This window comes from Lactococcus nasutitermitis (assembly GCF_018403765.1).
GTDB lineage: Bacteria > Bacillota > Bacilli > Lactobacillales > Streptococcaceae > Lactococcus > Lactococcus nasutitermitis.
This window is the reverse complement of sequence record NZ_BOVQ01000002.1, coordinates 162433-183518: the sequence shown is the minus strand read 5'-3', so window position 1 is coordinate 183518 and position 21086 is coordinate 162433. Positions and strand designations below refer to the sequence as shown.

Here is a 21086-nt window from a genome sequence, read left to right as displayed (position 1 = left end):
ATGCCAGAACTCACAAAAAATCAAGTCAAAGTAACCGTCCAAAAGCGTGATATATTCATCTTTGATGATATTAATCAAGCCAATCAATTTATCGACAGTCAAACAGAGCTGTTCCACGACAATATCATCATCGCAGCACCAAAAGAAACGCACGAAGACTACATCGAAATGTCCGCTATTTTCTATAATCCGCGTGAACCCAAGCCACAAGGACAAGAAGTTTTACTTTTAGACGTCCAAATGCCAAAATGAAAATTGTCACATTACTCAAAAAGTTAAAAATTAAACCACTTGACATCATTGTTTTGCTCGCACTTTGTCTCCTATCTTTTACCCCGATTTTTTTCCTAGCAAAACCAGCTCAAGCAGGCACACAAGCTGTTTTAAAGCATGATGGAAAAGTTGTCAAAACCTTTAATCTCTCAAAAAATACAGTTTATACCTACGACAATAAGGGAAAAATCTGCAGAATCCAAGTTGCCCACAAAAAAATAAGAATTATTTACGCCAACTGTTTCGACAATATTTGTCGCAAAACAAGTTGGACAAATTCGCCCAACAAAATCATCGTCTGCCTACCACATAAAAATGTGATTAGCGTTTTACCCACAGCAAAACACCGCAAAGACAACACTGTTGATTATACAGCCTAAATTAAAAAGACTCAACCGAGTCTTTTTTTGTAGAAAAAAATGAAACCTTACAAAAATGTAAGGTTGGACAAGCGAATTTCCTGTTAAAATAGAACCATAAAGAAAAAACAACAAAAAAGGAGAACAAAATGAAAAAATTAGCAACAATTATCGTTGTTTTAGCTCTCATCGTAGGAGCAGGATTTGCCTGGTATAAAGTCAGTTATGGCGGCGAAACTTACTACGTAAAAATCACGGAAAATGGCAAAAAAGTAATGAAAAAAGACGACACAGGAAAAAGTTGGGTATTTTACGATTATAGCCAAAAAGCTTTTAATAAAAATGGCAAAGAAAAAGCACTTGATTTCAGTGCAGACCATAACTTGCGCCAACAAGCCTATCTAAAAGTTACCGACAACAAAACTAAAGGCGTGACAAACTGGGAAGAAGTCAAACAAAATCAAGTACCAACTAAAGCTCTCACAAAACTTAATTAAGGAGATTCAAAAATGACACTATTACAACTCAACATTGCCCTTGCAAGCATCACAGTAGTCCTTGTTTCACTTCTTGGCGCTTGCCTTCTTTATAGCTTTCGTACTGTAAAATCAAAAATCAAACAAAATAAGGAGCAATAATATGTTACTCGAAGTGAAACATCTCAAAAAAATATTTAAAACACGCTTTTCAAAAGAAAAAACAACAGCACTTGTTGACATAGATTTCTCAGTAGAAAATGGAGAATATATCGCAATTATGGGCGAATCAGGCTCAGGAAAAACTACCTTACTCAATATTCTCTCAACATTAGAAAAACCAACAAGCGGACAAGTTTTACTCAATAATCAAGATATCACCGCAATCAAAGACAAAGAAATATCAACCTTTCGTCGTGAACATCTCGGATTTGTTTTCCAAGATTTCAATCTCCTAGATACACTTTCTGTCCGCGATAATATTTATCTACCTCTCGTTCTTTCAAAAGAAAATATCAAAATCATGAAAGAAAGATTAGAAGTTTTAGCTCCCAAACTTAGAATAGAAGAATTACTAGATAAACAACCCTTTGAACTTTCTGGAGGACAAAAACAGCGTGTTGCCGTAGCTCGTGCCTTGATTAGTCAACCCGACTTAGTTCTCGCCGATGAACCAACAGCAGCCCTAGATTTCAAAAATTCTGAAAATCTCTTAACACTTTTTGAAGAAATCAATCAAACAGGACAAACAATTATCATGGTGACTCACTCAAGCTTAGCGGCCAGTCACGCAAAACGTGTATTATTCATCAAAGATGGTGTTCTTTACCATCAACTATACCGAGGAGAAAAATCATCAACTGATTTTGCCAAAGAAATTACACTTTCTATGACATCCTTTCTTTCCTCAACGGAGGTAGTAAATGCTTAGTTTCAAGTTAGCCGTCCGCAATCTAAAAAAAGGTGCAAAAAGTTTCTTTCCCTTTTTTCTAGCCAGTGTGACAATGTTTGTTCTCACTTTTGTGACAGCTTCTATTGGCTTCTCACCTTCTATTCATAAGCTTCGTGGTGGTGATGCAGTTGCACAATTGATGGGATTTGCTCTCGTTATCATGATTATCTTTTCGACGTTGATTTTAGTTTATTCTTACCGTTTTCTTCAATTACAACGTTCGCGTGAGTTTGGACTTTATGACATTCTAGGATTTGGTAAAGGAAGTATCATGCTCGTTGCATTTTTCGAGTTAGTATTAAGCTATATTATTACTGTTCTAGCAGGAACAATCATTGGTATTGCCTTTTCAAAATTTATGTTCCTGATTTATGTCAATCTCATCAACGGCAATTATTTCAATCTACAAATTAATCCAACAGCGATAGCTTTACTGGCATTTATTTTCTTGATTTTCTTTATTCTCTTATTGATTATTGGAAGTTTTATCATCTGGAAATCTTCCAGCCTTGACCTCTTGAAAGAAGCAAGTAAAGGAGAAAAAGAACCAAAAAGTAACATCATCCTTGCCCTCATTGCAGTTATCTTACTTGTTGCAGGTTACTACATTGCGCTCTCAGTTACCAATCCTATCAGCGCTGTTTCCAAGTTTTTTATCGCTGTTCTTCTCGTTATAGTAGGTACTTACCTTTTTTATATCAGTTTCACAGTTTGGTATCTCAGATGGAAAAAGAAACGTCCGAGTTATTATAAGCCAAACAATTTTATCACGACAAGTTCAATGCTCTACCGTATGAAAGCAAATGCAGTAGGACTTGGAAATATCACCATTCTTTTATCAATGGCGGTTGTCACAATCGTTGTGACCTTAGGCATTTTCTTTGGTATCCATCAAGTTGTTTCTGAACAATTTCCAAGAGAAGCACTTGTTAATTCACAAGTAACAACAAAACAAATGAGCCGTGAAGCTGTGAGCGAGAGTATCAATAAAACAGCACAGAAAACAAATACAAAAATTTCTGATTTAACCACGATAAGCATGGTTTCAAATATCATGGATAACCAAAAATTAGAAAATCATCAGCTCAAAATATATCGAGAAGAAAATTCAAGAAATCTCATCTCAGTTGCGATGACCACAGCAGCTGATTTAAAAAATCTGGGAAATCATGATAAAGCACTCAGTCGCTTAACAGATAATCAAATACTCATCAAAGATTATCAAGGCAATACTGAAAAAGCACAAAGTTTAGATTGGTATGGAGAAAAATTTGATGTTCTAGGACATTTACAACAGATTACAGGACTGCCAAAAGTTTCCAGCTTCACATCAACTTCCCTCCTTATTTTTGCCAATGATAAAGCAATGCAAGAAGCGATAGATAGCTACAATAATTATTATCATCATGTTGAACCTACAGTAACGACAAATGCTTATGCTCTCGCTTTATTTGATATCGCACCACAACAAGCAAATAAATTTGGCAAAACATTAACTGCACAGAATAAAAATCTCAGTATGGAAAATCGAACAGCCAGTCAAGAAGATGCGCGTGCAGGAGTAGGAGGATTTGTCTTTATTGGATTTGTTCTTGGTATGAGTTTCATACTTGGAGCAGCTCTGATTATTTACTACAAACAGCTATCAGAAGGTGCGCAAGACAAACGTTCCTTCAAAATCTTGCAAGAAGTTGGATTATCCAAAGAAGAAGTAGCAAAGACAATCAAATCGCAAGTACGTATGATTTTCTTCTTACCAATTACCGTCACAATCATTCACTTTGGCTTTGCTTATATCATGGTGAGTAAAATTATCGAAGTTTTCGAGATTAGCGATAGTACTATCGCGCAAGTCAGTATTCTCACGATTATCCTCATTGCGGTTATTTACTACCTTATTTATAAGTTGACCAGTCGTGTCTATTATAAAATCGTTGAACGTTAAAAAGAATTCAGAGCTGAATTCTTTTTTTATTGCTCTAAATCTAGTTGGCAGTTGAACCTGACGAAATGGAAATGATATAATGAAATTATGAACAAAATTTTTATTGTTGAAGATGATGAAACGATTGTTAAAGCATTAAAATTATCATTGGAAAATGACTTTTTAGTGAGAAGCCCTATGAATTTTCGGGCGATTAAACAAGAAATCCTAGAGTTTGGAGCTGATTTAGTTTTGATGGATATTGGCTTACCTTTTTACAGTGGATTTTACTGGACAAGTGAATTGAGAAAAATGTCGCAAATTCCTATTATTTTCATATCCTCATCAAGTGATGATATGAATCAAGTGACTGCGATGAATCAAGGCGCAGATGATTTTGTAACGAAACCTTTTTCTTTAGAAATCTTAAATGCCAAAATTAAGGCGCTTTTACGACGTTCTTATACTTTTTCAGGTGCAGAAAAGTTAGAATTTGCAGGATTTTCGTTGACTGAAAATATATTACGTAAATCAGGAGACCAAATTGAACTAACAATTTCTGAAACAAAAATATTGACATTACTGTTCCGTGAAAATGGTGCAACTGTCAGTAAAGAAAAGATTTTGCAAGAACTTTGGCAAACTGAAGAATTTATTGATATCAATACTTTGAATGTCAAAATTGCACGTCTTAGAAAAAAGTTAGCAATGATTGAGTTTGATGTGCATATCGTAACAAAAAGAGGAACTGGCTATGCTTTGGTTTAAGTTTTTACGAGCAAAATTACCTCAAATCATTGTTTTTCTCTTTATTTTGGGAATTTATATTGTGAGCTTTTTGCTCTGGCATTTGCCAATCTGGACGCTGCTTAATAGCAGTTTATTTGCGTTGATTATTTATATCATCTATATCATTTCTTCCTATTTTCATTGGAAATCATTGCAAGAAAAAATGGAAAATTTGATTGAAAAAAATAAAGAATTGCATGAGCAAATTGAAAAGAAAGAACTTGCTGATAAGGAGTTTACAGATATTATTCGCGTGTGGTCACATCAAATGAAAGTTCCATTATCAGCGATTGATTTGATGGTTCAAACACAAGTTAATACAGAAGAACTGCAAGCCCAAGTTTTTTCATTAGAAAACTATTTAAAAATCCTACTAGAATATCAACGAATCACAAACTTATCAACGGATTTCCGCTTTGAAAAATTCTCTGTAATGGCACTTTCTAAAGAACTGATAAAAAAATATAGTACATTTTTTATTCAAAAACAATTATCTGTAAATTTTGATATGACAGAAGATTGGATGGTTACAAGTGACAAACGCTGGTTTAGCTTGGGGCTTGAGCAACTTATCAATAATGCTGTGAAATATACTAAAACTGGAAGTGTGACTTTGCATATTTCTCCAGAAGAAATCATTATTCAAGATACAGGAATTGGGATTTTAGCTGAGGATTTACCTAGACTTTTTGAACATGGTTTCACGGGTTATAACGGACGCATCCAGCAAAAATCAACAGGATTAGGGCTTTATCTTACTAAAATGATATTTGACAAATTAGAGTTTAGCATAGATATTGATTCGCAAGTCGGTAGTGGAACAAGCGTGACAGTAAAGAAAATGATAGAATAAAGAACAAGAGATTTTAATGAGCTTCAAGGAGAAAAAATTGGAAAAAATAATGATTATTGGCTTGGGGCTTATTGGAAGTTCTGTAGCTCTTGGTATTAAGAGAGAACATCCAGATGTTCATATCTTAGGTTTAGATAGGGCAGAAACACTGGATATCGCTTTAGAAGCTGGGATTATTGATGAAAAAGTTAACGAATTAAATGTAGCTGAACAGGCAGGTATTATCTTGCTTGCTGTTCCAATCCAAGCAACTTTAGATTATATGGAAGCTCTTAGTCAGCTTGATTTGAAAAAAAATGTGTTGATAACAGATACCAGCTCAACAAAAACTGAAATTATGCTAAAAGCAAAAGAAGTTTTTAAAGGGAAAAATGTGACTTTTGTCGGCGGACATCCAATGGCAGGTTCGCACAAATCAGGTGTTTTAGCAGCAGATGTTAATCTTTTTGAAAATGCTTATTATGTATTGACGGAAAAAAACGAAGATTTACAGGAATTATTATCAGGATTGCACGCAAAGTTTATCATTGTTGAACCAAAAGAGCATGATCAGGTAACGAGTCAAGTCTCACATTTTCCTCATATCTTGGCTTCAAGTCTTGTTCAGCAGTCTGATGATTATGCGAAAAATCATCCTTTGGTGAAGCATTTGGCAGCGGGCGGTTTTCGAGATATGACACGAATTGCTGAGGCAGACAGTATCATGTGGACAAGTGTGTTGTTGTCAAATCCTGAAGAAATTTTGGGTAGGATAGAAGATTTTAAACAGCAACTTGACACTATTTCTCAAAAAATATCAGAAAAAGATGAGCAAGCAATCAAAGAGTTTTTTGAAAATGGAAAAATCATCCGACAGCATATGGAAATTCTCAAAGGAAAAGGTGCAATTCCTAGTTTTTATGATTTATATGTCTCAATTCCTGATGAAAAAGGTGTAATTTTGCGGATTTTGGCGCTTTTGCAAGATATTTCGATTGTCAATATCAAAATCAATGAGGAAAATCGAGAAGACATTCATGGACAGTTGCAGATTTCATTTAAGACTGAAAAAGATTTGTCGCGTGCGCGTGAAATGATTGAGTTTGCTACGGACTTTGAGGTTGAAGGAGAACAAGATGACTGAGGCAGAACAACAGCTTATTTTGGCTAAAAATGAAATCTTACAGACGGAAAGGTTCATTTTAAGAAAAATCATTCTAGCAGATAGTCAAGATATTTTTGATTATTGGGGAGATGAGGAAGTTGTTCAAAATACTGGAACAACAAAGAAAAACAGTATAGAAGAAGTTGAGCAGATGATTGCTAAATGGATGATTCCTAATCAGTTAATTATTTGGGGAATAGAGGATAGAGTCAGTCAAAAAATCATAGGACATATCGAAATTCACATCAATGGTGACCAGGGCGAATTGGGCTGGATGCTTAATCATAAGTTTTGGGGAAAAGGCGTGATGCCAGAAGTAGCTACTTGTTTGCGAAATTTTGCATTTGAAAAGTTAAAACTTTTGGTTCTCACTGCAAGCACTTTTGTAGAAAATAGAAAATCAAAACGTGTGATGGAAAAAATTGGGATGACATATTTGGGAAAATTTTATGTGTCAATCAGAGAAGTATCTTTCTTGTCGGATTATTATGCGATAACAAGAAAAGATTTTGAAAAAATAAAGGAGAAATAGAATGAAATTAAAAATAAATGTACAAGCTTTACGTGGGGAAGTGAAAATAGCTGGAGATAAATCTATTTCTCATCGGAGTATTATGTTTGGTGCGATTGCGCACGGAACGACAACGGTACACGATATTTTACGTGGCGAGGATGTACTCTCAACAATGGCAGCTTTTCGGGCGATGGGTGTTGAGATTGAGGATAATGGCGATATTGTCAAGATTGAAGGTCATGGATTTGAGGGATTGAAAGAACCTAAAACAGCGCTTGATATGGGAAATTCTGGCACTTCTACACGTTTGATTTCTGGTATTTTGGCTGGATTACCTTTTGAAACGAAGATGTTTGGTGATGATTCACTTTCTAAACGTCCAATGGACCGTATTACAAAACCTTTGCGGATGATGGGAGCGGATATTTCTGGTCAAACAGAGCGGGATTTATTACCTCTTGACATAAAAGGGACGAAAGGTTTAACGGAAATTGATTATAAATTGCCTGTGGCTTCTGCTCAAGTCAAGTCAGCATTGATTTTTGCGGCCTTACAGACAGATAAATCTGCCGTTTCGCGAATTGTTGAAAAAGAGCAAACGCGCAATCATACAGAAGATATGTTGCTACAATTTGGAGGAGAAATCTCAGTTTCTGGGAAAACAATTCTTGTCCCTGGTGGGCAAAAACTGGTTGGACAAGAAGTGACAGTGCCGGGAGATATTTCTTCGGCAGCTTTCTGGTTAGTTGCTGGTTTAATTGTTCCAAATAGTGAAGTCCTTTTGAAAAATGTTGGTATCAATGAGACAAGAACGGGAATTTTGGATGTTATTTCGGCAATGGGAGGCGCGCTGGCATTGACAGACCGTGATGATGTGGCGAAATCGGCAACGATGATTGTGCGGACTTCTGAACTTCATGGAACAGAAATTTCTGGAGATTTGATTCCTCGCTTGATTGATGAATTGCCAATCATTGCTTTGTTGGCAACGCAGGCTGAGGGAGATACGATTATTCGCGATGCACAAGAGTTAAAAGTGAAAGAAACAGATAGAATTGCTGTTGTTGCGGATGCTTTGAATGCAATGGGAGCAGATATTACACCAACGGATGATGGAATGATTATTCATGGGAAAACAGCTCTACACGGAGCAAAGCTCAACACACTTGGGGACCATCGGATTGGAATGATGGTAGCTATTGCAGCGCTTTTGAGTGATGAAGAGGTTGAACTTGAACGTAGTGAAGCGATTAACACGAGTTATCCTAGTTTCTTTAAAGATTTGGATGAGTTAGCAAAATGACACTTATTTTGATTGGATTTATGGGGTCTGGAAAATCAACTGTGGCAGGTGTTTTGTCGGAAAATTATGTTGATTTGGACTTGGAAATTGTGCGAAAAATTGGGATGCCGATTGCACAATTTTTTGAAAAGTTTGGTGAAGCTGAATTTCGTGTTGTTGAACATCAGGTGTTTAGTGAACTTATTGACTCAGGGGGTGTGATTGCGACAGGTGGTGGAATAGTTGAAAGTCCAGAAAATCGAGAACTTTTAGCTTTGCAATCAGAAGTTGTTTATCTGAAGGCGAATTTTTCAAGTTTGTGGCAACGTATCAATGCAGATAAGAAAAATGTACGTCCTTTGGCGCAAAATGGGGCAGAAATAGTTGAAAAGCTTTATGAAAAAAGGAAAAAAAGTTATCAAGGATTGGCTGATTTGACGGTGGAAGTGGCGGATAAAAGTCCAGAAGAAATTGCTCAGATAATCTTTGACTGGCAGAAAGGACAAAAAGAATGAACATTGCTTATCTTGGACCTGTAGGTTCATTTTCTCATATGGCGGCTAAGGCAGCTTTTCCTGCTGAAAATTTATTGGCTTTGGGGACTATTTCTGAGGTTATTACGGCTTATGATAAGAAATTATGTGATTTTGCTTTGATTCCGATTGAAAACAGTATTGAGGGGACAGTAAATCTGGCGATTGATACACTTTTTCATAAAAGTCGGGCGAAAGTGGTGGCGGAAGTTGTTTTGTCTATTTCGCAGAATGTGCTGGTGACATCAAAAACACGGGAAATTGAAAAAATTTATTCGCATCCACAAGCTTTGGCGCAAACTCGGAATTTTCTGATGAAAAACTATCCGCAAGCAAAACTGGAAATTACAGATAGTACGGCGAGCGCTGCTGAATTTGTTAAAAATCATGCGGATGAAGCTTTTGCGGCGGTTGCGAACTATGAGGCGGCTGAAATCTATGGTTTGGAAGTTTTGGCAGAAAATGTGCAGGATGTTAAGGACAATAATACTCGTTTTTGGATTTTAGGTGAAGTTGCACCGAAAGTGGACAATTTGTTAGAGCTGGAAAAGAAAGTGAGTTTAGCGTTGACTTTGCCAGAAAATCTGCCTGGAGCGTTGCATAAGGCTATTTCTGTTTTTGCTTGGCGCGGAATTGATATGACTAAAATTGAGTCACGTCCGTTGAAAACGATATTGGGTGAGTATTTTTTTATCATTGACTTAGTAGCTGATGAGAAGATTGTTTATGCGTTAGAGGAACTGCAAAGTTTGGGTGTTACGGTACGTTTATTGGGAAATTATAATGTTTATGAGGCTTAAATAAGATGAGAATTTATTTTGTGCGACATGGAAAAACAGAGTGGAATTTGGAAAGACGCTTGCAAGGTCAAAAAGGAGACTCACCTTTACTTTCTGAGTCGGTTGCTTCAGTCAAGCGAGTGCGTAAGGTTTTAGAAGATGTTTCTTTTGATGAAGTGCTGTCAAGTCCACAAAAACGGGCGATGACAACGGCGCATTTGCTGACGGATTTGCCTGTGAAACCTGACAAACGACTTGCTGAATGGAATTTTGGTGAGTTGGAGGGAAATTTGATTACAGAAGCGATTGCAAAAGAGCCAGAACAAATGCACTATTCGCGTTTTGAATTGGAAAAGTTTGATGGCTCAAGTTTTGGTGCTGAGTCTGTGGAAAGTGTATTGAAACGTTGGGAAAGTTTGGCGCGTGAGTTATTGCATAGTCCTTTTCATAATGTACTTTTAATTGGTCATGGAGCAAGTGGTACAGCTGGCGTGCGTCATTTGGTGGGAATTCCAGTTGAGAAAATCCGTGAAGAGGGTGGGTTGGAAAATAATACAGTGACCGTACTGGAAGCAGATGAGGAAAGAGAACATTTTCGGATGCTGACTTGGAATAAATCTTATGATGAATGAAAAACTTTATTTTACTGGTGAAATTGCTGCGATTTTTTTTAGTAATGCGAGTAATTTTTACAAGGTTTTATTGCTTGAAATCACGGATAGTAATGCGGACTACGAGGACAGTGAGATTGTCGTGACTGGGACGATTGGCGATGTTGTTGAAGGGGATAATTATACTTTCTATGGCAAGTTGACGACACACCCGAAATATGGCGAACAGTTGCTGGTTGAGAGTTATGAAAAGTCTGTACCAACGAGTAAAGCGGGGCTTATCAAGTATTTTTCGAGTGATAAATTTCCTGGTGTTGGGAAAAAAACAGCGGAGAAGATTGTTGAGCGATTTCCTGATAATACGGTGGATAGTATTTTGGAGCATCCAGATGAACTTTCTGGTTTGTTGACTGGTGCGGCAAAAAATAGTTTTGTGAAACACTTACAAGAAAATCATGGGATGGAAAAAATTCTGGCGAAATTGGCGGAATATGGTTTATCTAGTAAATTGACTTTTCAGATTTACGAGCTTTATAAAGAGCAAACTTTGGAGCGCGTGAATGACAATCCTTATCAGCTGGTGGAGGATGTCAAAGGTGTTGGGTTTAAAACGGCAGATAAAATTGCGCAGGAACTGGGGATTGCGGCGGATAGTCGTGAACGTTATCGGGCTGGGCTGATGCACGTAGTCAATACACAGCCCCAAGAAACTGGCGATACTTATCTGGAGGCAAAAGAGTTGTTGGAGCGGACGATTGAGTTGTTGGAGAGTTCGCGAAATGTTGAAGTGCAGTCAACAGATGTGGCTGAGGAAATCAATGCTTTGCTGCTGGATGGGAAAATTCAGCAGGAAGAAACGAAAATTTTTGAAAATTCTCTGTATTTTGCTGAGGAGGGGATTAAAAAAAGTTTGACAGCTTTGTCAAAACGTGTTGGACGTGATTTTGATGATGAAAAAGTTTTGACAGTTCTGTCAGAAGTGGAAAAAGAGCTTGATATTCACTATGATGATTTGCAAAAAGAGGCAATTCTTGGGGCGATGAATCATCAATTCTTTATTTTGACTGGTGGACCTGGAACTGGGAAAACGACGATTATCAATGGTTTTATTGAGACTTATGCACGTTTGAATCAAATTGATTTGGATGTGACACATTATAATGATGACCTCTTTCCGATATTACTTGCGGCACCAACGGGGCGGGCGGCTCGGAGAATGAATGAGCTGACGGGACTTCCTGCGGCTACTTTGCATCGGCATCTGGGATTGAATACAGATGATGATGGAATGGACGATTTTAGTAATGAATTGTCAGGTTCTTTGTTGATAGTTGATGAGTTTTCAATGGTTGATACTTGGCTTGCCAATAAGCTTTTTCAGGCAATTCCAGGGTCAATGAAAGTCTTGCTGGTTGGCGATGCGGACCAGTTGCCTTCGGTTGGACCGGGTCAAGTTTTTGCTGATTTACTGCGGATTGAGAGTATTTCATCGGTCAAATTGGATAAGATTTTTCGGCAAAATTCGGGTTCTACGATTACAGAATTGGCTCATGCGATAAAAGATGGGCAACTTCCGAATGATTTTACAGCACGGCAAGCAGACCGTTCTTATTTTGAAGCGCGGTCTGGTGATGTGGCACGTTTGGTGGGGCAAATTGCTGGAGCATGGAAAAAACGTGGGAATAATCCTTTTGAATTGCAAATTTTGGCGCCAATGTATAAAGGTGTTGCTGGGATAGATGCGATGAATATCTTGTTGCAAGATTTATTTAATCCGCTGGAAAAACGTTCGGAATTTGCTTTCAAGGAGATGAAGTTTCGCGAGGGTGATAAGGTTTTGCATTTGGTAAATAATGCGGAGGCGAATATTTTTAATGGTGATTTGGGAACAATCACTGAGCTTGTGGCTGGGAAATATACGGATAGCAAGCAAGATGAGATTTTCATGGATTTTGATGGGCAGGAACTGAGCTATCCACGTGCTGAATGGTACAAGATTACGCTGGCTTATGCGATGTCTATTCACAAGGCGCAAGGTTCGGAATTTTCGACTGTGGTAGTGCCAATGGTAACAAGTTATTCGCGGATGTTGGAGCGCAATCTTCTCTACACAGCTGTGACACGGGCGAAACAGAGTTTGATTTTGCTTGGGGAACAGCGTGCATTTTCAATGGCGGTCGCACGTGAAGGTTCCAATCGGAAGACTTATCTGATAGAGCGCTTTGGCGATGATTTTTCTGAAAAAACAGAGCCAGTAGTTTTTGACAGTTCTGTCAAAAATAAAATAAGCCATCAAAAAGCAGATAATCACTCAAAAAATGACGTAAAAGAAGAAATTTCATTATTTGATGATGAAATGGTGGAAGAAAATGTGCTGACAGCTCGTTTGATAGCTTCAGGGGGAATCGACCCTTTAATAGGATTGGTAGATAAAAATTTTTCAATTTTTACAAGATAAGAAAAATGAAAGCGAAAGCATTACGAAGAGGAGAGAATTGAAATCTCAGTGATGAAAATGAGTAATAAATGGGTTGAAAAATTAACAAAAAAAGAATATAATAAAATATGAACAGCTCTAAATGGGTGGTTCAAAAACACAGCAAAGGAAAATAATTCATGAGCCGTTATATCTCTAAACATGAAATAAAGTATTATGAAAATCAAATGAACGCTTCAATGAAAAACAAAAAATTATATTCTAGTATCGCCTTAGTGTTGTTACTTGCTCAAACAGGCTTACCTGCTTTTGCTGATGTGACAACCGCAACAACTGCACCAGCAGATACAGTAACTTCTGATGCAATAGCCGAAAGTTCTCAAGCAGCTACGGATAATAGTAGTGCTGCATCATCAAATGCAACGTCGTCATCGACAGAGACTTCAAGTAGTGCTTCCTCACAAAGTTCTGAGGCTTCAAGTGCTTCATCTGCGGGAAATTCAAGTTCATCTGCTATGGAATCAAGCTCTAGCGCACCAAGTTCAAGTTCGGCAGCCCCAAGCTCTAGTGCGACAAATTCAAATTCTAGCGCAAGTTCATCCTCTGCCTCAAGTGCTGTATCCTCTGTAACATCAAGTGTGGCAAGTTCTGGGGCTTCTTCACAAGCTAAGTCTGCCAGTGTTGCACCTAAACAGAGTGTCAGCACTTTAGCTCCAAGTACAGCACGAGCTATTGAAGGAGCAGCATCACAATATTCGTCAAGTACATCATTGATTCCTGAAAATGGAACGGCAGTTAATGCTGTGACGGTCAATTCTTCTACGGAAGCATTTATTGCGCAAATCGGAGAACAATCTCGGATTATCGCACGTAACAAAGGAATTTATGCTTCAGTCATGATTGCACAAGCGATTTTGGAATCTGGTAGTGGAAATTCTCAGTTGGCAGCGCAAGATAACAATTTATTTGGTGTCAAAGGTTCTTATCACGGTAAGAGTGCGACATTTAATACAGAAGAGCAGACTTCAACTGGTAGAAGTTATACGATTTCTGCAGATTTTGCAGCTTACCCTTCGACAACTGAAGCACTTATTCAATATGCAGATTTGATTTCTTCACATTATCAAGATGCCACAAAGGCAAAAGCTGGCAACTATGAAGATGCGCTGAAGGCGATTAAAGCTGGTGGTTATGCGACAGATACGGATTATGTTTCTAAAGTTCAGAATATTATTCAAGCTTACGGTTTGACAGATTATGATTATGATACAAACTATGCGCAAGCACAGTATCAGGCAGTTACGCCTCAATCAACTTCTGAAACAACTTATGCGACAAATGCCAATGTAAAAGCAACTGGAGCAGGAATTTCTGGTGTGCAGTACAATTTTGTTGATGATCCTACAACGAAAGTGACGATTAAAACTTTCAAGTCAGTGAATCCAGCTTTGGACACAACTGTTAGACTTTTGGGTTATGCAACTGGTAAACTTAATGTAGCAACTACTTATCAAGATACAGCAGCATTGATTAGTGATAGCTATGTACAAGCCTTGAATATCAAGTTGGGTGCTAATGTAGCAGATGCTAATGGCGCAGTCACAAATACTAAACTTGTTTCTAAAGATGCGAGCTTAATTCCTGGGGATATTGTTTACTATACAACAGCTGACAATCAAGTCGCTTATGGTTTATATGTCGGAAATGGTTACGTTGAACAAGTAACAAGTGTAAATAGCGGCACAAAAGCGGTATTGACAGCTTTATCTGGTGCGACAGTCACGGCGGTTCGTCGTGTGGCACCTGTTGTGACAAAAACAAAAGGTGCTATTCAATGGGAATCAACGATTTTCAAGGGAAATCTAGTAGAGCCACAGAATACAGTTTTATTAAGTAAAAATCTTGATGGTGCTTATATGAGCAACAATCCTTATCCTGATGGTCAATGTACGGCTTATGCTTGGCAATATGTTTATGACAACTCAAATCACAGACTTGCTTTGCCAAATAACTTGGGCAACGGTCAAGATTGGGTAGCGAGCATGATTGGTTATGGTTATAAAGCAGACGGTAAACCACACGCTGGAGATATTGTATCCTTTGCTGGTGGTTCATTTGGTTCATCACCAGCTTACGGTCACGTTGCAGTTGTCACTGCGGTCAATCCAGATGGTACATTCAATATTGCTGAAGGTAATTATCTTGGAATTTGGGGACACGTGAGAACAAATCTTACTGCAAATTCAGACACAACATTTGTCACTTTGACAAAATAAATCTTATCAAAAAAATCTTGCCAGTTTTGACAAGATTTTTTGTTTGTAAAAATTTTTGACAGTTTTGTCAAAAAAATAATAAGAAAAAACACAGATTTTTGCATCCATGTTTTTTTAACAGAACTATCAAAAAAATCTTGTCAGTTTTGACAAGATTTTTAAGCAAGTTTAGCTGATAAACGAGATTTATCACGAGCAGCTTTGTTTGCTTTGATGAGACCTTTTGTTTTTGCTTTATCAATAGCAGATGAAGCAGCTTTGAAAGTTTCTTCAGTTGGAGCAGCTTCAAATTTTTTAATAGCAGTACGCATTGCAGATTTTTGTTCTGAGTTGCGTTTGTTAGCGATTGTATTTAATTCAGCGCGTTTGATTGCAGATTTAATGTTAGCCATATTGTCCTCCTAATTTTTTTATTACCTATCAATTATACAGGAAAAATCTCGTTTTGTAAACTGTTGATAGTATTTTTTGACAGCTTTGTCAAAAAAATTTGCGTATCGTATTTACAAATAAAAAATAAGTGCTATAATCATACTTATGAACTTAGATAATGAACCTTGGTTTCGCGATGCCGAATATATGAGCTACGTGGGCCATTTTCTCGAAATGCCAGAGTTGAAAAAACTCGACAGTATTGTACATCACTATACATCAACGCGTTTGCAACATTGTCTCAAAGTAAGTTACATGAGCTATGTGATTGCGAAAAAACATGGTTTAAATGCCAAAGCAACAGCACGTGCAGGACTTTTCCATGATTTGTTTTACTACGATTGGCGCGATACAAAATTCACCAAAAGTCATGCTTATGTCCATCCAAGAATTGCTTATCGTAATGCCTGCAAATTGACGACAATTTCGCCACTTGAAAAAGACATTATCATCAAGCATATGTGGGGCGCAACGCTTGCTCCGCCACGCTACAAAGAAAGTTTTATCGTTACTTTTGTGGACGATTATGTCGCCATGCAAGAAGGTAAAACAACGGCAAAATTCAAATGGAATCGCCGGAAACATTTAAAAAGGCTCCCATATTTTACTTCATAATTTTTATTTTGTAAAACTTCTCTCGCCATCATTGGACTTGAGCCTTATGCTCAAGTGGGAAGGAAAGCTTGCCGTTCTCATATAATGGCGAGCTTTTTCATTAGAAATAAAAAAATCAGACCTAAGATGTATCGCATTTTTGATATTTTTTGGTAAAATAGAAGTAAGAAAACAATAAAGGAGATTTGGCATGAATAATTTTGACCAAAACGACGTCATTTTTGACCAACGACAAGATGGCTTAAATGCTTTCTTCAATAAAATTTACGGCTTGATGGGCGCAGGTGTGCTGGTTTCGGCGCTTGTTAGTTTCATCATGATTCGTTTCTTCTCAGGAAATATGGTAACTATTTTGCAAAGTTCGGGAAACTTTGGTTTCCTGCTCTTGTGGCTCATTCCGCTCTTCATGGTGGTGCCAATGCAACGTTCAGCAATGAAAAACTCATCTGCTGCTCTGCCAATGTTCATTCTCTATTCAGCGTTTATGGGCTTTTTGATTAGCTTTACGTTGATTATGTACACGGCGACAGATATTACACTTGCTTTCGTCACAGCTGGTGCAATGTTCTTTGGACTTTCTGTTTATGGTCGGACGACAAAACGCAATCTCACAGGTATGGGAAAAGCAATGATAGCAGGTGTTTGGGGATTGATTATCGCAGGTCTGTTGAACTTTTTCTTCCAAAGTCCAGCGATTATGTACTTCTCATCATTCATCGGCGTTATCGTCTTCTCAGGCTTGATTGCTTATGACAATCAAAAAATTGAGCAAGTTTATAATCAAGTCGGCAACACAGATGGCTGGGCAATTTCAATGGCTCTGTCACTCTATCTTGACTTCCTCAACTTGTTCCTCTTCCTACTTCGTATCTTCGGATTTGGCGGAAACAGTCGTAATTAGTAAAAAAATCATGAGATTCTCATGATTTTTTATTTTAAATTTTTTGACAGAGATACAAACTTACAACTTCGTCGTTATAAGTTCACTCTGTCCGAGAAGGCTGAGAATAAATTCTCTAGCCCCTACGGCAGTTCTGTCAAAAAAATCAGAGTGATAAATTTTCATCAAAATATTTTTGACAAAACTGTCAAAAATATTTTTTACATTATTTTAAGAAAAGTTCTTCAAGTTGATGTGCAACACCATCTTCATCATTTGTCCAAGGAAGAATTTTGCTCGCATAAGGTATCAAAAGTTTTGAAGCATTTTTCATCGCATAACCTGTGTGTGCCAGCTCAAACATCTCGATATCATTGTGTTCATCACCAAAAGCAATCAAATCTTCAACAGGAATATCAAGTGCTTTGAGTAAATGTTTCAGTCCAGAAGCTTTGCTAATTCCCTTCGGAACGACTTCCAAAATCCCATTTGGACCGCCCCAACCACTCACATGAATTTTCCCATTATAATGTTCTTGCATTTCCTTTGCCAAACGAAACTTATCCTTTACTCGCGTTGAAAGAAGCACAGCATGGGGATTTTCAGTCACGCGGTCAACACGCAAACGATTGTAAGGTTGAAAACTTTCCACTCCAAAAACATCTGTTGGCACATTGCGAAAAGTATTCAAGAAAAATTTTCGCCGATATTCCACAGCAAAATATTCCAAATCAAAATTTTGCTGATGCCGCAACAAATCAAATATAAAAGAGCGGTCAATATAATAAGCTTTCGTATGTTCCCAAGTGCGATTATGCGGCATGGAAATGAGAGCGCCATTAAAGTTAATCATCGGACTTTTCAGCTCAAGCTCTCGATAAATCGGCAAAGCCATGCGAAAAGGACGACCAGTTGTGATAGAAATCACGTGTCCGAGCGCCTCAACTTGTTTAAAAACATACTTTGTGTAACGACTGACCGAACGTCCATCACTCTGCAAAGTCGTTCCATCCAAATCAATCGCAATCAGTTTCTTATTCATAAAATCCCTTTATCAAATTTTTTCATTCATCAAAATTGAATATCTTTTCCTATTATAACATAAGTCACATTCTGCGAACATTTCATGCGCTTTCAGAATATTTATCTGCCATTTCCGAACAATAAACAGCATTTTAATCCAAACTCTTCAAAAATTCTTGTGAACTTAACTGAAACTGTTTAAAATTAGAAATAGATAGGGTATTTTTGCTCAAAAATACTTTATATTTTATGACGTGTGCTGTAAAAACGCACAGCATACAACTTTTTATTAAAAGGAGAACTTTTTCGTGAACAAGTTATTCAAACTTGAAGAAAACGGCACAACTGTGAGCCGTGAAATCATGGCTGGTTTGACGACATTCTTTGCAATGTCTTACATTTTATTCGTTAATCCTGCTGTTTTAGGCTCGACAGGAATGCCACAACAGGCAGTCTTTCTAGCCACTATTATTGCTTCTATCGTTGGTACTCTGGCGATTGGGCTGATTGCAAATGTTCCTTACGCACTTGCGCCAGGAATGGGACTTAACGCATTCTTTGCTTATACAGTCGTCCTCAGTCTCGGTTACAAATGGCAAGAAGCGCTCGCTATGGTTTTCATTTGCGGTATTGTCAATATCGTGATTACCTTCACATCACTTCGTAAGAAAATTATTCTTGGTATCCCACAAAGTTTGCAACACGCTATTGGTGGTGGTATCGGTGTATTTATTGCTTATATTGGGATTAAAAACTCTGGACTGCTCCAATTTATCGCAGACCCTGGCACATATCATAATGATTTTGGCACGATTACGACAGATTCATCTATCGTTCCCGGACTTTCTGCTTTCAACCAACCAGGAGTTATTGTTGCAATTATTGGTTTAATTATCACAATGTTCTTCGTTTTGAAGAAGTTTAAAGGTGGTGTTATTCTTTCAATCATCGCAACCACTGTGATTTATTTGCTGGCTATTAGTTTCGTACCTCACGCAGCTTCTGCTCATCCAAATGCTTTCCAACTTCAATCTATTGACTGGGACCACTTATTTGCAAATAATAATCCAGCGATTGCTTTCAAACAAATGTTTGTCGGCACAGATAAACAACCTGCTCTTTTCCTTGCAGCCTTTGGAAAACCAGGAATGCTTTCACTTTTCTCTAGCTCAAATAAAATTTTTGAAGTCTTGATGACAATTCTTGCCTTTTCATTGACGTCAATCTTTGACCCAATCGGTACATTTATCGGTACTGGTCGTCGCACAGGAATTTTCACAGATAAAGATTTCGCTGAAATGGAAACATCTCACGGTTTCTCATCTAAGATGGATAAAGCCTTGTTTGCTGATATGATTGCCACCCCAATCGGTGCAATGTTTGGAACATCAAATACAACTGTTTATGTTGAATCTGCTGCCGGTATCGGTGCTGGTGGACGAACTGGTTTGACTTCCGTTGTGATTGCGATTTTGTTTGCGATTTCGACATTGTTCTTGCCACTTGTTGGAATTGTACCAACACAAGCAACAGCACCTATCTTGATTATCGTTGGTATGATGATGCTCGGTTCGTTTAAAGAACTCAATTGGACAGACCTTGGCGAAGCCATTCCAGCCTTCTTTGCATCTGTCTTTATGGGACTTGCTTATTCGATTTCTTACGGTATTGCCTTTGGTTTCATCTCTTATATCTTTGTCAAACTCTTTACAGGTAAAGCAAAGGAAATCAAAGCTGTCGTTTGGATTGTTGCTATTCTCTTTGCCATCAACTTTGCGATTTTACATATGTAAATTTATAAAAATGAGATTTGACAGTTTTGTCAAATCTTTTTTTGTGTTTGACAAACATTTTTCATTAGTTTAAACTAATAAAATGAAAAAATTTATAGTTGGAATAATAATTATTAGTAGTTTTCTATCATTATCAGCCTGTCAAAAAAAGCAATCTGAGGCAAAATTGCTCACTGGAACATGGTTAATGGAGCAAAAACCTACTTTGAGTTATGCACAAATAGATGGAAGTTCTAAAAAAATAGTTGAAGTACTTGGAGCAAAAAAATCAACTGCAGATAAAACCTTGATTTTTACGAAAACACAGCGAATTTATCCAAAAACAGCAACACAACAAGCGAATAAAGTGAGCTATCATTATGATGCAAAAAAGCATGAAATAAAGTATTCAGGTGAAATGATGGGAACTGAAAAAGTCAGTTTTGATAGTTCTGGAAATGAACTCTCTTTTGAATATTCGGTAATCAAAAGCAAAGTAACTTTTTATCGAAAAAATTCCCCACAAGCGAAGTTCATCGAAAAGAAAAATGCAGCAGAAGTTAAAAAATTAGAAACTCAGATAAAGCCAATCAATAAAATCTGGCAAACAAAGCGAGCAACTTTTAGACAAGATTTTGAAGAAGCAATCGCGGGAAATTGGTCAAATGTGGCAGATAATGCGCAAGTGGATTTAACACGCGATTCTCCACAAACACCTGCAACTGTGGAGATTGGCAAGCCAAAATCAGCTGTTTTCGCACTTTCTTTTCATCAGGAAAATAAAAAAAGCAAAAAAGATATTTATTTTTCAAATGTAAAAGTAAAAAATGCTTATATTAGTTATGGACTAGATGATTTTGCAAAGCTTTTTGCAGTAAAAAAATTAGATGCAGGACATCTGAAAATCCTTAAAAGTAGATTAGAAACACTTACTTTCCGCGATATATTCATGAAACTTGGCACAGTAAATCTAAAATATGAATTGCCAGAACAAGCGCTAACGCAAACAATCAGCGTTTCAGCTTACGAGACAACCGTAACATCAAATGTTACTAAATTTGAAAAATTGATGTTCACAAGCAGTTCATTAGGAGAGCCAACGCTCATTACTTATCTTTCGCCTGCTGTTTAATTTTTAAAAGTTCCAATAAAAAATTGTAAT

22 protein-coding genes are annotated in these 21086 nt (G+C 37.3%); 20 read left to right on the top strand and 2 right to left on the bottom strand.

Going from position 1 to position 21086, the window contains the following annotated elements; all coding sequences use genetic code 11:
* The 16 genes from KJS36_RS01360 (at position 1) to KJS36_RS01290 (ending at position 15202) form a co-directional block, all read left to right on the top strand.
* Positions 1 to 252 carry a hypothetical protein gene (locus KJS36_RS01360; protein ID WP_213533559.1) on the top strand — a complete coding sequence of 84 codons (252 nt, stop codon included), beginning with the start codon at positions 1 to 3 and terminating at the stop codon, positions 250 to 252.
* Positions 249 to 653: a NusG domain II-containing protein gene (locus KJS36_RS01355; RefSeq protein ID WP_213533557.1), complete on the top strand. Its 405-nt coding sequence runs from the start codon at positions 249 to 251 to the stop codon at positions 651 to 653. Before KJS36_RS01360 ends, KJS36_RS01355 begins: the two co-directional genes overlap by 4 nt.
* Before the next feature lie 128 nt (positions 654 to 781).
* Positions 782 to 1129, top strand: a complete 348-nt coding sequence (locus KJS36_RS01350) for a YxeA family protein (RefSeq protein ID WP_213533555.1) — start codon at positions 782 to 784, stop codon at positions 1127 to 1129.
* Positions 1130 to 1141: 12 nt separating this feature from the next.
* Positions 1142 to 1270, top strand: a complete 129-nt coding sequence (locus tag KJS36_RS10870) for a hypothetical protein (protein ID WP_280520325.1) — start codon at positions 1142 to 1144, stop codon at positions 1268 to 1270.
* Between the two features lies 1 nt (position 1271).
* Entirely contained in the window at positions 1272 to 2039 is a 768-nt protein-coding gene (locus tag KJS36_RS01345) for an ABC transporter ATP-binding protein (protein WP_213533553.1), read from the top strand.
* Positions 2032 to 4005, top strand: coding sequence for an FtsX-like permease family protein (locus KJS36_RS01340; protein WP_213533550.1), 1974 nt, complete (start codon positions 2032 to 2034; stop codon positions 4003 to 4005). Before KJS36_RS01345 ends, KJS36_RS01340 begins: the two co-directional genes overlap by 8 nt.
* Positions 4006 to 4092: 87 nt before the next feature.
* On the top strand, positions 4093 to 4752 hold the full coding sequence (locus KJS36_RS01335; RefSeq protein WP_213533548.1) for a response regulator transcription factor: 660 nt from the start codon (positions 4093 to 4095) through the stop codon (positions 4750 to 4752).
* Entirely contained in the window at positions 4739 to 5626 is an 888-nt protein-coding gene (locus KJS36_RS01330; protein WP_213533546.1) for a sensor histidine kinase, read from the top strand. Before KJS36_RS01335 ends, KJS36_RS01330 begins: the two co-directional genes overlap by 14 nt.
* A 16-nt stretch (positions 5627 to 5642) precedes the next feature.
* The gene (locus KJS36_RS01325; RefSeq protein ID WP_213533544.1) at positions 5643 to 6749 is read left to right on the top strand and encodes a prephenate dehydrogenase; all 1107 of its coding nucleotides are present in this window, start codon (positions 5643 to 5645) and stop codon (positions 6747 to 6749) included.
* Positions 6742 to 7302, top strand: a complete 561-nt coding sequence (locus KJS36_RS01320) for a GNAT family N-acetyltransferase (RefSeq protein ID WP_213533542.1) — start codon at positions 6742 to 6744, stop codon at positions 7300 to 7302. The genes KJS36_RS01325 and KJS36_RS01320 overlap by 8 nt, the downstream gene beginning before the upstream one ends.
* A 1-nt stretch (position 7303) precedes the next feature.
* Entirely contained in the window at positions 7304 to 8587 is a 1284-nt protein-coding gene (gene aroA / locus KJS36_RS01315) for a 3-phosphoshikimate 1-carboxyvinyltransferase (protein WP_213533540.1), read from the top strand.
* Positions 8584 to 9081: a shikimate kinase gene (locus KJS36_RS01310; RefSeq protein ID WP_213533538.1), complete on the top strand. Its 498-nt coding sequence runs from the start codon at positions 8584 to 8586 to the stop codon at positions 9079 to 9081. Before aroA ends, KJS36_RS01310 begins: the two co-directional genes overlap by 4 nt.
* The gene (gene pheA, locus KJS36_RS01305) at positions 9078 to 9899 is read left to right on the top strand and encodes a prephenate dehydratase (RefSeq protein ID WP_213533536.1); all 822 of its coding nucleotides are present in this window, start codon (positions 9078 to 9080) and stop codon (positions 9897 to 9899) included. Before KJS36_RS01310 ends, pheA begins: the two co-directional genes overlap by 4 nt.
* A gap of 5 nt (positions 9900 to 9904) precedes the next feature.
* Complete coding sequence (locus KJS36_RS01300) at positions 9905 to 10510, top strand: histidine phosphatase family protein (RefSeq protein ID WP_213533533.1); 606 nt, start codon at positions 9905 to 9907, stop codon at positions 10508 to 10510.
* Positions 10503 to 12947: an SF1B family DNA helicase RecD2 gene (recD2, locus tag KJS36_RS01295; RefSeq protein ID WP_213534025.1), complete on the top strand. Its 2445-nt coding sequence runs from the start codon at positions 10503 to 10505 to the stop codon at positions 12945 to 12947. The genes KJS36_RS01300 and recD2 overlap by 8 nt, the downstream gene beginning before the upstream one ends.
* Before the next feature lie 158 nt (positions 12948 to 13105).
* The gene (locus KJS36_RS01290; protein WP_213533532.1) at positions 13106 to 15202 is read left to right on the top strand and encodes a glucosaminidase domain-containing protein; all 2097 of its coding nucleotides are present in this window, start codon (positions 13106 to 13108) and stop codon (positions 15200 to 15202) included.
* A gap of 158 nt (positions 15203 to 15360) precedes the next feature.
* Here KJS36_RS01290 and rpsT read toward each other — a convergent pair whose 3' ends face one another.
* Complete coding sequence (gene rpsT, locus KJS36_RS01285) at positions 15361 to 15594, bottom strand: 30S ribosomal protein S20 (protein ID WP_213533530.1); 234 nt, start codon at positions 15592 to 15594, stop codon at positions 15361 to 15363.
* Positions 15595 to 15739: 145 nt separating this feature from the next.
* On the opposite strand from rpsT, the gene KJS36_RS01280 reads away from it, so the two are divergent.
* Complete coding sequence (locus tag KJS36_RS01280) at positions 15740 to 16249, top strand: HD domain-containing protein (protein WP_213533528.1); 510 nt, start codon at positions 15740 to 15742, stop codon at positions 16247 to 16249.
* 190 nt (positions 16250 to 16439) lie between these two features.
* The gene (locus tag KJS36_RS01275) at positions 16440 to 17150 is read left to right on the top strand and encodes a Bax inhibitor-1/YccA family protein (protein ID WP_213533526.1); all 711 of its coding nucleotides are present in this window, start codon (positions 16440 to 16442) and stop codon (positions 17148 to 17150) included.
* A 205-nt stretch (positions 17151 to 17355) separates the two neighbouring features.
* Here the strand turns inward: KJS36_RS01275 and KJS36_RS01270 are convergent, their stop codons facing one another.
* Positions 17356 to 18171, bottom strand: a complete 816-nt coding sequence (locus KJS36_RS01270; RefSeq protein ID WP_213533524.1) for an HAD family hydrolase — start codon at positions 18169 to 18171, stop codon at positions 17356 to 17358.
* A gap of 289 nt (positions 18172 to 18460) precedes the next feature.
* On the opposite strand from KJS36_RS01270, the gene KJS36_RS01265 reads away from it, so the two are divergent.
* Positions 18461 to 19945 (top strand): NCS2 family permease, encoded by a 1485-nt coding sequence (locus tag KJS36_RS01265; protein ID WP_213533522.1) that lies wholly within the window; start codon positions 18461 to 18463, stop codon positions 19943 to 19945.
* An 82-nt stretch (positions 19946 to 20027) separates the two neighbouring features.
* A complete protein-coding gene (locus tag KJS36_RS01260; RefSeq protein ID WP_213533520.1) occupies positions 20028 to 21056 on the top strand; it encodes a hypothetical protein in 1029 nt (342 codons plus the stop codon).
* Positions 21057 to 21086: the final 30 nt, after the last annotated feature.

Coding starts and splice junctions, on each gene's coding strand:
- KJS36_RS01360 (WP_213533559.1), top strand. CDS start 1: ATGCCAGAACTCACAAAAAATCAAGTCAAAGTAACCGTCCAAAAGCGT.
- KJS36_RS01355 (WP_213533557.1), top strand. CDS start 249: ATGAAAATTGTCACATTACTCAAAAAGTTAAAAATTAAACCACTTGAC.
- KJS36_RS01350 (WP_213533555.1), top strand. CDS start 782: ATGAAAAAATTAGCAACAATTATCGTTGTTTTAGCTCTCATCGTAGGA.
- KJS36_RS10870 (WP_280520325.1), top strand. CDS start 1,142: ATGACACTATTACAACTCAACATTGCCCTTGCAAGCATCACAGTAGTC.
- KJS36_RS01345 (WP_213533553.1), top strand. CDS start 1,272: ATGTTACTCGAAGTGAAACATCTCAAAAAAATATTTAAAACACGCTTT.
- KJS36_RS01340 (WP_213533550.1), top strand. CDS start 2,032: ATGCTTAGTTTCAAGTTAGCCGTCCGCAATCTAAAAAAAGGTGCAAAA.
- KJS36_RS01335 (WP_213533548.1), top strand. CDS start 4,093: ATGAACAAAATTTTTATTGTTGAAGATGATGAAACGATTGTTAAAGCA.
- KJS36_RS01330 (WP_213533546.1), top strand. CDS start 4,739: ATGCTTTGGTTTAAGTTTTTACGAGCAAAATTACCTCAAATCATTGTT.
- KJS36_RS01325 (WP_213533544.1), top strand. CDS start 5,643: ATGAGCTTCAAGGAGAAAAAATTGGAAAAAATAATGATTATTGGCTTG.
- KJS36_RS01320 (WP_213533542.1), top strand. CDS start 6,742: ATGACTGAGGCAGAACAACAGCTTATTTTGGCTAAAAATGAAATCTTA.
- aroA (WP_213533540.1), top strand. CDS start 7,304: ATGAAATTAAAAATAAATGTACAAGCTTTACGTGGGGAAGTGAAAATA.
- KJS36_RS01310 (WP_213533538.1), top strand. CDS start 8,584: ATGACACTTATTTTGATTGGATTTATGGGGTCTGGAAAATCAACTGTG.
- pheA (WP_213533536.1), top strand. CDS start 9,078: ATGAACATTGCTTATCTTGGACCTGTAGGTTCATTTTCTCATATGGCG.
- KJS36_RS01300 (WP_213533533.1), top strand. CDS start 9,905: ATGAGAATTTATTTTGTGCGACATGGAAAAACAGAGTGGAATTTGGAA.
- recD2 (WP_213534025.1), top strand. CDS start 10,503: ATGAATGAAAAACTTTATTTTACTGGTGAAATTGCTGCGATTTTTTTT.
- KJS36_RS01290 (WP_213533532.1), top strand. CDS start 13,106: ATGAGCCGTTATATCTCTAAACATGAAATAAAGTATTATGAAAATCAA.
- rpsT (WP_213533530.1), bottom strand. CDS start 15,594: ATGGCTAACATTAAATCTGCAATCAAACGCGCTGAATTAAATACAATC.
- KJS36_RS01280 (WP_213533528.1), top strand. CDS start 15,740: ATGAACTTAGATAATGAACCTTGGTTTCGCGATGCCGAATATATGAGC.
- KJS36_RS01275 (WP_213533526.1), top strand. CDS start 16,440: ATGAATAATTTTGACCAAAACGACGTCATTTTTGACCAACGACAAGAT.
- KJS36_RS01270 (WP_213533524.1), bottom strand. CDS start 18,171: ATGAATAAGAAACTGATTGCGATTGATTTGGATGGAACGACTTTGCAG.
- KJS36_RS01260 (WP_213533520.1), top strand. CDS start 20,028: ATGAAAAAATTTATAGTTGGAATAATAATTATTAGTAGTTTTCTATCA.